The 13,195-nt window shown below is 42.4% G+C and carries 10 protein-coding genes and 1 tRNA gene; 3 read left to right on the top strand and 8 right to left on the bottom strand.

What is annotated here, in order from left to right; translation table 11 throughout:
* Positions 1 to 315 precede the first annotated feature (315 nt).
* The 3 genes from AS141_RS22155 (at position 316) to AS141_RS22145 (ending at position 3,249) form a co-directional block, all read left to right on the top strand.
* Positions 316 to 386, top strand: a tRNA-Cys gene (locus AS141_RS22155).
* 149 nt (positions 387 to 535) lie between these two features.
* Positions 536 to 1,006 carry a (2Fe-2S)-binding protein gene (locus AS141_RS22150; protein WP_057939900.1) on the top strand — a complete coding sequence of 157 codons (471 nt, stop codon included), beginning with the start codon at positions 536 to 538 and terminating at the stop codon, positions 1,004 to 1,006.
* 2 nt (positions 1,007 to 1,008) lie between these two features.
* Positions 1,009 to 3,249 (top strand): xanthine dehydrogenase family protein molybdopterin-binding subunit, encoded by a 2,241-nt coding sequence (locus tag AS141_RS22145; RefSeq protein WP_057939899.1) that lies wholly within the window; start codon positions 1,009 to 1,011, stop codon positions 3,247 to 3,249.
* 468 nt (positions 3,250 to 3,717) lie between these two features.
* On the opposite strand, the gene AS141_RS22140 is transcribed toward AS141_RS22145, so the two are convergent.
* The 8 genes from AS141_RS22140 to trpC all read right to left on the bottom strand — a co-directional run bounded on the left by AS141_RS22140 (position 3,718) and on the right by trpC (position 13,192).
* Positions 3,718 to 4,992 (bottom strand): TolB family protein, encoded by a 1,275-nt coding sequence (locus AS141_RS22140; RefSeq protein ID WP_057939898.1) that lies wholly within the window; start codon positions 4,990 to 4,992, stop codon positions 3,718 to 3,720.
* 60 nt (positions 4,993 to 5,052) lie between these two features.
* Positions 5,053 to 5,649: a hypothetical protein gene (locus AS141_RS22135; RefSeq protein WP_057939897.1), complete on the bottom strand. Its 597-nt coding sequence runs from the start codon at positions 5,647 to 5,649 to the stop codon at positions 5,053 to 5,055.
* Positions 5,650 to 5,979: 330 nt separating this feature from the next.
* Positions 5,980 to 7,749 (bottom strand): 30S ribosomal protein S1, encoded by a 1,770-nt coding sequence (rpsA, locus tag AS141_RS22130; protein WP_057939896.1) that lies wholly within the window; start codon positions 7,747 to 7,749, stop codon positions 5,980 to 5,982.
* A gap of 534 nt (positions 7,750 to 8,283) precedes the next feature.
* Complete coding sequence (locus tag AS141_RS22125) at positions 8,284 to 9,303, bottom strand: 3-deoxy-7-phosphoheptulonate synthase (RefSeq protein ID WP_057939895.1); 1,020 nt, start codon at positions 9,301 to 9,303, stop codon at positions 8,284 to 8,286.
* 134 nt (positions 9,304 to 9,437) lie between these two features.
* Entirely contained in the window at positions 9,438 to 10,214 is a 777-nt protein-coding gene (gene trpA, locus AS141_RS22120) for a tryptophan synthase subunit alpha (protein WP_057939894.1), read from the bottom strand.
* Between the two features lie 205 nt (positions 10,215 to 10,419).
* Complete coding sequence (gene trpB, locus AS141_RS22115; protein ID WP_057939893.1) at positions 10,420 to 11,598, bottom strand: tryptophan synthase subunit beta; 1,179 nt, start codon at positions 11,596 to 11,598, stop codon at positions 10,420 to 10,422.
* Between the two features lie 54 nt (positions 11,599 to 11,652).
* Positions 11,653 to 12,279 (bottom strand): phosphoribosylanthranilate isomerase, encoded by a 627-nt coding sequence (locus AS141_RS22110; protein ID WP_057939892.1) that lies wholly within the window; start codon positions 12,277 to 12,279, stop codon positions 11,653 to 11,655.
* Positions 12,280 to 12,370: 91 nt separating this feature from the next.
* Entirely contained in the window at positions 12,371 to 13,192 is an 822-nt protein-coding gene (gene trpC, locus AS141_RS22105) for an indole-3-glycerol phosphate synthase TrpC (RefSeq protein ID WP_057939891.1), read from the bottom strand.
* Positions 13,193 to 13,195: the final 3 nt, after the last annotated feature.

The following is a 13,195-nucleotide window of genomic DNA, read 5'->3' as shown; positions in this document are numbered from 1 at the left end:
ACTACCCGAAGCCAATTTTTCAAACAGGAGTTGATGGGTGGCATAATGCAAGCAAGCACTGAATTGGAAATCATAGTATATTGTATATCAGCTTATTAATGGAGATAATAAGGATTGATTTCAATTTAGAATCTTTATAAATAGAAGGTATTTTGCAACCTTTTTTTAAGACTATTGAAATCCTGTCGATTATACCTCCTGATTATTGAAAACAAATTGCTTTGCGAGAAAGAATGCTGTCAAAATTTTAAAATAATCAAGTCCTTTTTTGCTTGGTTTGAGATATTAACTACATTTGCATTCCAATTCTGAATTGGTCGAGTGGCCGAGTGGCTAGGCAGAGGTCTGCAAAACCTTCTACAGCGGTTCGAATCCGCTCTCGACCTCAATTGAAAGCATTCGCCGAGGCGAATGCTTTTTTGTTTTATTCACTTTTTTAAAATGAGAATAGGGGGCATACTCAGCCTGATTTCCATCATGGGAATTGCTTTTCAGGCAGACATTCCCTAGTTTAAAACCTAAACAATTGACTGCCATGCCCCAAGAAATCAAATTGAATATAAATGGACACTTAAAGACTATTTCCGCAGATCCTGAAGAACCGTTACTCTATATTTTAAGGGATGAGTTTGATCTGAAAGGAGCCAAATTCGGCTGTGGTGTTCAACAATGTGGTGCATGCATGGTCCTTGTGGATTCACTGGCAGAGCCAACTTGCCTTAGGCCATGCGGCAGTTTTGAAAATACCCAAATCACAACACTTGAGGGATTGGCGAAAAACGGAAAACTTCATCCAGTGCAGCAAGCATTCATTGATACCCAAGCCGCTCAGTGCGGCTATTGCCTAAACGGCATGCTCATTTCGGCGGTAGCATTATTGAAAACAAACCCCAGACCTACCGACGATGATATCCGTGAGGGGCTAAATCAAGTAATCTGCCGGTGTGGAACTCACTCCAGATTTATAAAAGCCGTGAAGTTGGCCTCTGAAAAATTAAATGCCTAACCATGAAAGATCTGCAATTAGACCAAACTAGCCGTCGGTCTTTTCTGAAAACCACGGGGCATTTGATGATAGGGTTTAATATTTTACCACTCAGCTTTTGCCAAACGAAAGCTGGGCAAACTAACATTTCTCCCTACCCAGGAATACCAGTTCGCCCAACCATAGACAATAAACTGGTTGATTCCTGGATCCGTCTCGATGCAGATGGCTACTTAACTGTACTTTCAGGAAAGCAGGAACTAGGTCAAGGAATTAAAATCGCCCTGATCCAGATCGCAGCAGAAGAGTTGGACATTGAACCCGGACGCTGTCACATTGTAAATTCCGACACGGGACAAACGCCCAATGAAGGATTTACTGCAGGAAGTAATTCTGTAGAAGGAAGTGGAAGTGCTATCCGACTGGCAGCTGCGGAAGCAAGGCTTCATTTGCTCAAAATGGCCGGCCAAAAATGGAATGTCGCCACCGACAACCTGATGATCAAAAATGGAGTCATCAAATCTCCCTCGGGAGAGGAAATAAGCTATTGGAAGCTTTTAGAAGGGAAATTCATCGAAGCGCAGATCAGTGGGGAAGCCCCATTAAAATCTCCTAAGGGATACAAATATGTAGGCCAGCCTTTAGAGCGGGAGGATATACGGAAAATGGTGATTGGCGAATCCCACTTTGTCCACGATCTGAAAATGCCAGGAATGGTACATGCACGAATCCTTCATCCACCTTCTTATAATGACAAACTGAAATCAATTGATCTCAGTGAGCTCGAAGCTATGCCAGGGGTATTGAAAGTAATCAAAAATGGGAGCTTTCTGGCTGTGGTGGCAGAGCGGGAATATCAAGCTGTGAAAGCCCGTAACTTGTTAAAATCATTGGCGGTTTGGGATAAGATCCCTCATGACATTCTTCAAGAGACACTTTTTGAATCAATCACAAACACACCCGGAGCCCCTGAGAAAGTGAAGATTTCTGAAGGTATCGAAGAAACCATTTCAAATGCATCTATAAATCACCGTGCAGAATACTTCAAACCCTATCACATGCATGCTTCAATGGGACCGTCATGTGCAGTAGCACTTTGGGAGGAAAATCTCCTGACTGTGTGGACAGCCACACAAGGTGTTTATCCGGTAAGGGACACATTGGCAGATCTTTTTTCTCTGGATAAGGAAAAAATCCGCTGCATCGGCTCACCAGGGGCAGGTTGCTATGGGCACAACGGAGCTGATGATGTGTCAGGTGAAGCTGCTCTTATTGCCAAAGAAATGAAGGGCAAGCACGTTCGGCTACAATGGATGAGGGAAGATGAAAACAAATGGGAACCATACGGAACAGCCATGGCATTTCGGCTTTCTGCGGGTTTAGACCCGGAAGGAAAACCGCTTGCTTGGGATAGCATCGTCTGGTCAGATTCACATAGCACCCGCCCAAATGGAAAAGCGGGGAGTTTTATCTCCGCAAGGCATTTGGATCCACCAGTTGAATTTAGAAAAGGAGGGTTTTCAGGCGGATCGCATCGAAATGGGATTCCGGAATATAGTTTCGCCGCCAAACAACTTCATCTTTTCAATTATGATGGCCCACTCCGGACTTCTTCTCTCAGAGGCTTGGGTGCCTATGCCAATACGTTTGCTATGGAATCTTTTTTGGATGAGCTAATCCATATATCAGGTAATGACCCTCTTGATTTTAGGCTCAAAAACTTAGAAGACCCAAGGGCCAAAGCTGTTTTGGAAAAACTGGCTACGAAAACCAACTGGAAATCCAGGTCAAATTCAGGTAATAACGGATTCGGAATTGCCTATGCGAGATACAAGAATGCCACCTCTTATTTTGCTGTGTTGGCAGAAGTAGAAATAGATATTGGGGCAAAAAACTACAAACTCAAAAAGCTCACTGGGGTGATCGATTCAGGATTGACAATAAATCCAGATGGACTCAAAAATCAGACTGAAGGAGGAATGATCCAATCGGCTAGCTGGACGATGATGGAGGAAGTCAATTATGACCAAAACGGAATTACGAGTGTGGACTGGTCCACCTACCCTATTTTCCGGATGATTGATGTGCCTGAAGTAGAAGTTCACATCATCAATAGGCCAGAAACCAAACCAATGGGAGCTGGTGAAGCTGCGATGGGACCAGTTGCAGCAGCTATTGCCAATGCAGTTTTCGATGCAACAGGAAGCCGGATCAGGAATCTCCCTCTCAAACCAGAAAAGATTGATTGGGAAGCAATCAGCTAATCCAATAGCATTTAATCAATCTTCTTGAAAAAATAAGCACATCCTTCGCGGCAGCGAGAAGAAGCAATTGGACGAATGATAAGATTTTGGTTTTCATCTGACATGGAATAAATCTGTTCAGGCCCTTCCACCATCGAACAAAACTGTGAGCTTAAGATTCCCTACTTGAAATAAGCCATCATTACCTCTGAAAAGACCATGAGATCTTAACTCTCCATCAGGAAAAAGATGATAATCCTGCCTGAAGGCTTATAGTCCGTCTGGAAGTTACTGCCCGTCCCTCACCTCATATTGATAAATTCCCCTTTCACCACCAAGCTTTCAGACGTTAGATCAAAAGATAAATTATCCTCTTGAGCACATGAAGCGAAAGAAAACATTACGATAATTCTAATCCAAGGGTATCTCGTATTTACTAGCTCTTAATTTGGCAAAACGAAGAAAATGATTCCCTATTCACTACAAAATTTAATTTCTCAATAATGAAGAAACATTAATGCTCATTACCCTGGTGACTCCTTCAACATCTAATGAGTTAAAGAACAATTTCTCACCACTCCAGCTCAAACCCACTATTGCTTTATTGATCCACTCATTTTCCTGAAAATCGGTCACCTGTATCAATTGCTGAGTACTTACATTCTTGATCCAAACTTGGGCTAGGCCGGAGCGATCAGAAATAAAAGCCAAGAGATTTGGATCGGTAAGAGAAAAAGAGGGATTGCTGTCATTCCAGTCAGAAACAACCAAGTTTTGCAAAGCAGAAGGGCTGGCCAAAGCGAAGCCTACGACGTCATAAGAAAAGCCAATTGCTGTCTCCTTCGGAAAAGTCACACTATAAGCTACATTATTTTCCTCAGAAGAATAATCCATTCCCAAGAGTGGTAATTGCCCGTCCTCGATAGCATTAATATCCCTGAGGGAAGCCTTGGGATTTGTTGCCTCTTTTGACAGGCTGAAGGAATTGATGCTTTGATCACCTTCTTCCAAACTGTCTAGAAAATAGATTAGTGTAGTGTCGGCATTAGCATAGACTGGAAAATAATTCTGGAAGGAATCGCTGACGACTTCTTCTAACGAACCTGAAGCAATCTCAATTTCCTTGATTGCAGATGCATTTTGACTGTTACTCACGACCACCAGCTTCTCACTACTCGCTGACCAAGAAGGATATTCGCCATTCTCGTGAATCAATTTCTCAGCCTTACTTCGAAGATCATAGAGGAATAAATTGTGTGTAATAATATTTGATCCAGCTTGCGCAATAGAATATGCTATTTGCTCACCACTAGGAGAAATCTTCGGATACAAGATGTAATCAAATCCCTCTTTTTCAAAAATTGTTTCCGAAGCTGGAAGTTCATTAGGCACGACCATCACTCGGTTGGTTTTATTGCTGAAATTCGCCCGTTTAGCAATTACAAAAAACTCCTGCTTAACGCCAGGCTCCAATCCCTCCACAAGAAAAGACGTCTCCCCAGCAGGGGTTTCTCCCAATTTATAATTGGTGGAAGAAGTAAGGGACCTTGTCCAAATCTCATAGTACGTAGCAGGCACGAAAGAAGGACATTCACCAGCACAAGTACTATCCGAACCCCAGATGAGCGATACTTTGTCCGAACCGACCAGATTCGCAATAAGCGTAGGAGTTTCTAGCAAGCTCCCATCCGGTATAGGATCATCGAATTTCTCACAAGATGAAAAAATAAGAATTGAAATAAAGAGTAATGTAAAATTCTTCATAAGCCAATTTAGATAAGACCTGTACGTTTTTTAATAAATAAAAGATACGTTCAGGATATTTTAGAATTGGTATCCTACACCGAGCTGAATGCCCAACTCCTGCAGGACCTGTTTGTGGTTCCCTGCTTTTTCAAACGGAACAACACTATGCCTTTTGTAATTAGGAAAAATGGAGAATGCGAGTTTTTCAGTATTCCACTTTGCTCCAAGACCAGCCAAATAGCCAATTCCGCTTTGATCGGTGAAATTATTCCCTTCGGAAAGCTGAAAATTAATTACAGGCCCCGCCACTGCATAAAAAAACTGCCCGAAGCCATATTCAGCATAAACCGGAATAGATAGCATCTGAAAATCGGGATTATGTGAATAGCCATAGAAGCAATTGATGCAGGGAGAAAAATTAGGATTGTAATTCACCTCTGCAAAGGAGTAATTTACCGAGCCAGCTATTGAAAATTTCTTTCCCAATCCTTTCGAAAGCGAGACTCCAACCTCTTTAAAGTTTTTCATTTCCACAGAGCTAGCACCATCGAGATCCTCGTTCCAATTGGCCATAGCTCCAGAAACCCCAACGTATCCGCGTACTTCCAAAAATGATTGGCCCATGACTGAAAAACCTGCTAGCAGGGTAAAGCAAAATAAAAGTGCATTTTTCATACGCCAGAAAATATTGACAAAAGTAGTTTAGCCAAGACGGAAGCTGAAATAGAAATGCTACAAAATCCATTAGTATGGCAGGTACCCATTTTTCTTGACTCCCCCTTTGGCTCAAGTCTTCAGACTTCGATTAACAGCATAGATGAGCAGTCTGAAGACTGCATTGACATAAGCAGCATCTGGAGAAGCAGGGCAACAATTAGCGGCTGCACCCTTTACGTGACCTTTGCGATCTATACGGCTAAAATCACTCAAAAAAAACGCCGGCTTCTCAGCCGGCGTTTCCTAATATTTAGTAAGTCTTGATTCTAAGTTCTAGAATCTAGCTTCTTACTTCTTTCCTTCCATTTGCTCTTTCAATTGAGTCAAAGCGTCCAAGTCACCAAGAGTTGACTTCTCAGCTGGAGCAGAAGTAGTGGAAGTAGAACCCGATTCAGATTTCTTCTTCACTTCTTTCTTAGCTGGCTTCGCTTCTTCTCTGAACATTGCTGTGTGAGAAAGAACGATTCTCTTATCATCTTTAGAGAATTCAGTCACTTTGAAATCCAAAGCTTCACCAACCTCTACTTGAGATCCGTCTTCTTTCTCCAGATTTTTCACTGTAGCAAATCCTTCTAGACCGTAAGGCAATTCAAGAACTGCTCCTTTGTCATTTTTAGAAACAACAGTACACTTATGAACTGATCCGATTGGGAATACAGATTCGAAAGTATCCCAAGGATTTTCTTCCAGTTGCTTATGACCAAGTGCAAGTCTTCTATTGTCCACGTCAAGTTCAAGAACTGCTACTTCTAGCTCATCTCCAACTTTCACGAATTCAGATGGGTGCTTGATTTTCTTAGTCCAAGAAAGGTCAGATACGTGAACTAGACCATCGATACCTTCTTCCAACTCAAGGAATAGGCCGAAGTTAGTCAAGTTTCTTACCACACCTTTGTGCTTAGAACCTACAGCGTACTTAGTACCCATGTCGTTCTTAGTCCAAGGATCCTCAGTCAGTTGCTTGATGCCAAGAGACATTTTTCTGTCGTCTTTGTCAAGAGTCAACACTACAGCTTCGATTTCGTCACCTACTTTTACGAAGTCAGCAGGGTTTCTCAAATGCTGAGACCAACTCATTTCAGATACGTGAATCAAACCTTCAACACCTGGAGCAAGTTCAAGGAACGCACCGTAGTCAGCTACGTTTACGATCTTACCTTTAACTCTAGATCCGATTTCAAGGCTAGACGCCAAAGAATCCCAAGGATGGGCAGTAAGCTGCTTCATACCCAAAGAAATTCTCTTCTTATCATCATCAAAGTCAAGAACCACAATCTGAACTTTCTGATCAAGTTGCAATACTTCTTCCGGATGATTGATACGTCCCCAAGAGATATCTGTAATGTGAAGAAGACCATCTACACCACCTAGATCGATGAATACACCGAAGTTGGTCATGTTTTTGATCACACCTTCCAATACTTGGCCTTTCTCAAGGTTATTTAGAATCTCAGCTTTTTGCTTTTCAAGATCTTTCTCGATCAACACTTTGTGAGATACCACAACGTTATCATTTGCGTGGTTGATTTTCACCACTTTCACTTCCATTTTCTTACCTACATAGATATCAAAATCTCTGATAGGCTTCACATCGATCTGAGAACCCGGCAAGAATGCTTCTACACCGTAGATATCTACGATCAAACCACCCTTAGTTCTTCTTTTCACCAAACCTTCGATCACGTTGTCATTTTCAAGGGCATCTTCGATGTCCTGCCATGCACGTACGATCTTAGCTTTTTTACGGGAAAGAATCAGCTGTCCAAGTGCGTTTTCCTGCTCTTCGATGAATACCTCTACAGTATCACCTGGCTTGATAGACTCAAGATCTCTGAATTCAGAAAGAGGGACCAATCCATCAGATTTGAAGCCGATGTTGATGATTACGTCCTTGTCATTCACACCTACCACAGTGCCTTTGATTACTTCTTTCTCAGTGATCTCGCCTAATGTACCTTCGTACATAGCAGCCATTTGCTCACGCTGTTCTTTGGAATATCCTTCTCCAAAACCTTTGGTCTCGAAATTATCCCAGTTAAAATCTTCTTTGTTAGACATAATAGTAAAAACCCTGATTAGCAATAGCCCTCGGGTCAGGAAGCCATTGTTTTTAGTTGTAAATCAGCGCATTAAGCAAGCAAAACACACCCCATTCACCCGAACGGACTGCAAAGGTAAGGAAATATTGATAAAGGAGGAATTTCTTGGGAAAATTTGGATTGGGCTTATCACTAAAGAGAGAACAAATCCTTCACAGGTCCATTTCATATGTTTATAAGTTAGATTTCTTAGTTCATTTAGGACGGTAGTCGAGCGAGTTTCTAAGGGTAAATAATCATCCCCCTGTGTGTCGTCCTCCCGTCATGGGTATTTCATATGATTATAATTTGTCTTTTAAGAGCCATATGGAATCTCGCATGCATTATAATCATCCCAGTGTGTGACGTTTTCGTCATGCTCGATTTCATCCAGCAAAAAAACTTTCCCATAAGGCTTCCCGATGCCCTCCTTCCGTTAAAGTTGGAACTATACCTTTACCTCTTGCTATATACTGAATGTTGCTTCCGTAGAAGCAACATAACATAGAAGTGACTACAACAGATCAAATCCTTTTCGCATCGCAAAACTCTCCCTGATCCAGCTTGCAAGTCTTGCACTTTGCGCAAAATCAAGTGTCTGCTGTCCGTCGGAATAAGCTTTCTCTGGAACTTCATGGGATTCGTAAATAATCCCATCTGCTCCGGACATCACGCCTGCCAAAGCCATCTGTGGTACATAAGCCCTGATGCCGATACCATGCGAAGGATCCACGATTACCGGCAAGTGGGATTTTGCTTTCAAAATCGGGATTGCATTCAAGTCCAGCGTATTTCGGGAAGCTCTTTCGTAAGTACGGATCCCCCTTTCACAGAGTATGAGTTTCTCATTCCCTCCTGAGAACACATATTCTGCAGATTGCAAAAGCTCTTCAATAGTCCCCGAAATTCCCCGCTTGATCATCACCGCTTTATCTACTTTGCCAAGCTCATCCAAGAGATTGAAATTCTGGGAATTTCTGGCTCCCACCTGGTAAATATCCACGTAAGGATACATTTCTTCGATCTGCGAAGTCTGCATTACTTCTGTAACGATCTTAATCCCTGCTTCGCTGGCGATTTCGTGCCAAAGTTTCAATCCCTCTAATCCCAAACCTCTAAAGGCATACGGACTGCTTCTAGGTTTGAATACACCTCCTCGCATCATCTTGATGTCATTTTCTACGCAATGCGCCACTACGGCACGGATTTGCTCTTCGGATTCTATTGAGCATGGCCCAGTGATCACTGCCATTTCACCGTCTTTAATAAATACGTTATCTCCCAAATCCACGGAAGTAGGCTTGGCCTTCCACTTTTTGGACACCAGTTTATACTCATCTGAGACAATATGGATATCTATGATACCGTCCATTTGGCCGATTTTTCGGATGTCAAAGTCCTTTTTACCGATTCCGATCAGATAGTCTCCCAGTTGGGTTTTTACTTCGGTGGTTTTATAGCCTACTCCGTTAACCTCCTGGATCAATTTGTCTTTTTGGCTATCGGAAATATCGGGTTGGAGTTGGATAATCATTTTGAGTTACAAATTAGGATTTTGGATTGAAGGATTAAAGGTGTCACTACTGACAGCACATAGTTCACGGCCGCGGAAAGAAAATCTCAATGTTTTCAGGACAGTAAATAGTGTGTGGACAGCTGACCGTTAACTTAATTATCTATGACTTTTGCAAGGTACTCATGAATATCTCCACTCAGATTCCTTGAATCTTTTACCGTCTTGATAAAAGCTGATCCTATAATAGCCCCATTGCTATAATCAGACGCTTTGGAGAACGTCTCTGCATCAGAAATCCCAAAACCAATCAATCTGGGATTCTTCAGATTCATGGCTTTTACCCGCTCGAAGTATGCGATCTGTTCATCAGAAATCCCGTCCTTCGCCCCCGTTATACTATGGGATGATACCATATAAATAAACCCATTGGTGTTTTCATCGATTTCCCGGATACGGCTTTCTGAAGTCTGGGGAGAAATAAGGAAAGTATTCACCAAACCATATTGCTCAAAAAGCTCTTTATAATCGTCAATAAATTGTTGCATCGGCAGGTCCGGAAGGATCAACCCATCCACGCCCACTTCCTTGCACTTTTTGCAAAACGCTTCCATCCCGTACTGCATGATAGGATTGAGATACCCCATCATCACTACAGGGATATGGATTTTGGCGCGAAAGCCTTTGATTTGCTCAAAGATTTTCTTCAATGAAATCCCATTTTCCAGTGCGACCATATTGCTATCCTGAATCGTCGGACCATCAGCCACAGGATCGGAATAAGGCACGCCGATTTCTATGATATCTGCTCCTCCAGTCTGAATCGCTTCCATGATTTCCATCGTGCTTTCCAGCTCAGGGAAACCTGCTGTAAAGTAGATGGAGAGAACGCGCTCTTTTTTAGTATTAAATAAGGTATGTATTCGGTTCATTTTTTCGGTATTGAAAAATCACAAAATTGAAAGATTGGAAAATTAAGTTTAAAGGTTTAAGAAAGTGGTAAGATTGGAAAGCTTTGATAATTCGAACATTAACATTCCAAACTTGACATTTTTCATTAGTGATTAATTCATAAGCATCGGGCTCTATAAATTAGGACTGAGGTTCAAAAAGACACCGCCAATCGTAAACCCTAAATCAATATTTTCCCCACTTAATATAGGTCTCCAGATCCTTGTCTCCTCTTCCAGAAAGATTCACTACAATCACATCGTCTTTAGAATATTCTATCATATTCAAGGCATATAACGCATGCGCCGATTCGATTGCTGGAATGATTCCTTCCAGCTTACTCAATTCTACGCCAGCTGCCATCGCATCCTTATCCTCCACTGCCACAAACTCTCCTCTTCCCACATCAAATAAATGCGCATGAACCGGACCTATTCCTGGATAATCCAATCCTGCAGAAATGGAATGTGGTTCCACTACCTGCCCGTCCTCAGTCTGCATCAGGATTGTTTTCGAGCCATGCAAAATACCGGGAGTTCCTTTTGCAGTCGTGGCGGCAGTTTTTCCGGAATTTATACCCAACCCTCCTGCTTCAGCAGCCACCAGGCGGACTTCGGGCGTATTGTAATAATGGTAAAAAGCTCCTGCGGCATTTGAGCCACCGCCCACACAGGCAATGACGATATCTGGATTTTCTCTCCCTTCCTTTTCATTCAGTTGCCATTTGATTTCCTCTGAGATCACAGACTGAAATCTGGCCACCATCTCCGGGTAAGGATGTGGTCCCACCACCGAACCGATGATATAATGTGTATCAACAGGATTATTGATCCAGGCGCGCATGGCTTCGTTGGTAGCATCTTTCAAAGTCTTTGAGCCTGATGTAGCCGGAACAACAGTTGCACCTAAAATTTTCATCCGCTCTACATTGGGATGCTGTCGCGCAATGTCAATTTCTCCCATGTAGACCGTACATTCCATGCCCATCAAAGCACAAACAGTTGCGGTCGCAACACCATGCTGGCCTGCACCGGTCTCAGCAATAATGCGCTTTTTCCCGAGTTTCTTCGCCAAAATGATCTGACCGATGGTGTTATTAACTTTATGAGCTCCGGTATGGCACAGGTCTTCCCGCTTCAGGTAAATTTTGGCCCCGTACTTTTCAGATAGTCTGGAAGCAAAATAAAGAGGAGTTGGACGCCCAACATAATCCTTCAGCAAACCTCTGAACTCATCCTGAAATTCCTGTGAAGTCGTAATAGACTCGTAGTTTTCTCTTAGTTCTTCGACATTCGGATGCAGCATCTCAGGGATGTAAGCTCCACCAAATTTGCCATAAAACCCTTTTTCATCTACTTTGATCATATGTTTATAGTTGATAGTTGACAAACCATAGAACATGGTAGTTCAACGCTATTTCTACCTCAGCAATTTATTTTTGAATCTTTTCAGTTTCTCAATATTTTTCAATCCTGGAACGTCTTCGAATTTGGAATTCAAATCTATTCCTTTCAGTTTCGGAACATCTTCAGCAAAGCGAAGCAGCTCTTCCACAGAATCCTCATCAATCCCTCCACTCAGAATAAATGGAGCCTCAAAAGGGTAGTTTTTGAGAACTTGCCAGTTGAACTTCTCCCCCGAACCACCGTGATTTTCGGTAGCGGTGTCAAATAAAAAACATTCGACTAAGCCAACATATTCTCTCAGACTTTCCCAATCAATGGCATCTCCCACAGAGATCACTTTCCAGAGTTTCTTATCAGTTTTTAATTTGAGTTCCCGGACATACGCAGGGCTTTCACTTCCGTGAAGCTGGATGGCAGAAAGCTTAAACTCAACAACTTTTGAAAGCACCTGCTCCACCGTTTCATTTACAAATACTCCCACCTTTGGAAGTGAAGTTTCTGCTATTTCTCCTGCTTTTGTATCGGGTACAAAGCGTGGAGATTTAGCATAAAAGATCAATCCCATCCAATCAGGCTGGATAATTCCTTCTAATGCCCGGATATTTTCCGGCTCCCGCATCCCACAGACTTTGATTTGCATCTGCTGATTTTTAGTTTTCAATGGTCCGATCGAATCTCGCGTGATTTATAATCATCTCCCTGCTTGTCTTTACTTACATACCCGATTTCCATCAGGCGTTGTTCAGTGCGCTTTCCTGAGTCAGTAATTTCTTATATTCCTTTATGAAATTGTAAGCTGCCTGCTCAGGACGGCTGGATTTCATGAAATTTTCCCCGATCAAGAATCCGTCAAAACCGGCTTTTTTAAGTTCTACCAATGTTTTTGGCTCAGATATCCCACTTTCTGAGATTTTCACAAACGTCGACGGAATACGATCTACCAGATCTAAGGAAATTTGCAGAGAAACATCGAAAGTCTTCAAGTTGCGGTTGTTCACCCCCACCAAGTCCAAATCCTCACAAAGGCTTCTTTCCAACTCCTCCCCATCATGCACCTCCATCAGAACTTCCAGTCCCAGTCTTTTTGCGAAAGCTGCCAATTCCTTTAATCTAGCAGGTTCCAAAGCTGCCGCAATCAACAAAATACAATCGGCTCCGATAGATTTTGCCTCCAGAATCTGATATTCATCCACAACAAAATCCTTCCTGAGGATAGGACAATAATTGAATTTTCTTGCTGTCTTCAGATCCTCATTGGCTCCGCCAAAGAAATCAGTATCCGTCAAAATAGACAACGCGGAGGCTCCAGCCTGCATGTAACCAATGCTCACACTTTCTACGGATGCAGATCCGTTGATCAACCCCTTAGAAGGAGACTTCCGTTTGAATTCCGAAATAATCCCCGACTTCTCGGGATTTGTCACGTACTTTTTCATCGACACTACTTTGCCATTAAAGTAGATACTTTGTTCAAGCAATTTCACCGGCACCAAACTCCTTTTCTCTGCCACTTCCACATACTTTTGTGCGATGATCTTATCTAGAATATTCATAGG

This window comes from Algoriphagus resistens, assembly GCF_001442615.1.
GTDB lineage: Bacteria > Bacteroidota > Bacteroidia > Cytophagales > Cyclobacteriaceae > Algoriphagus > Algoriphagus resistens.
The sequence above is the reverse complement of the archived record's forward strand: the minus strand, read 5'-3'. Positions and strand labels throughout refer to the sequence as shown.

Bases quoted from the DNA above. Each gene is read 5' to 3' on its own strand.
- AS141_RS22140 (WP_057939898.1), bottom strand. From the start codon at position 4,992: ATGAAGAATTTTACATTACTCTTTATTTCAATTCTTATTTTTTCATCT.
- AS141_RS22135 (WP_057939897.1), bottom strand. From the start codon at position 5,649: ATGAAAAATGCACTTTTATTTTGCTTTACCCTGCTAGCAGGTTTTTCA.
- AS141_RS22145 (WP_057939899.1), top strand. From the start codon at position 1,009: ATGAAAGATCTGCAATTAGACCAAACTAGCCGTCGGTCTTTTCTGAAA.
- AS141_RS22125 (WP_057939895.1), bottom strand. From the start codon at position 9,303: ATGATTATCCAACTCCAACCCGATATTTCCGATAGCCAAAAAGACAAA.
- trpA (WP_057939894.1), bottom strand. From the start codon at position 10,214: ATGAACCGAATACATACCTTATTTAATACTAAAAAAGAGCGCGTTCTC.
- trpC (WP_057939891.1), bottom strand. From the start codon at position 13,192: ATGAATATTCTAGATAAGATCATCGCACAAAAGTATGTGGAAGTGGCA.
- trpB (WP_057939893.1), bottom strand. From the start codon at position 11,598: ATGATCAAAGTAGATGAAAAAGGGTTTTATGGCAAATTTGGTGGAGCT.
- AS141_RS22110 (WP_057939892.1), bottom strand. From the start codon at position 12,279: ATGCAAATCAAAGTCTGTGGGATGCGGGAGCCGGAAAATATCCGGGCA.
- AS141_RS22150 (WP_057939900.1), top strand. From the start codon at position 536: ATGCCCCAAGAAATCAAATTGAATATAAATGGACACTTAAAGACTATT.
- rpsA (WP_057939896.1), bottom strand. From the start codon at position 7,749: ATGTCTAACAAAGAAGATTTTAACTGGGATAATTTCGAGACCAAAGGT.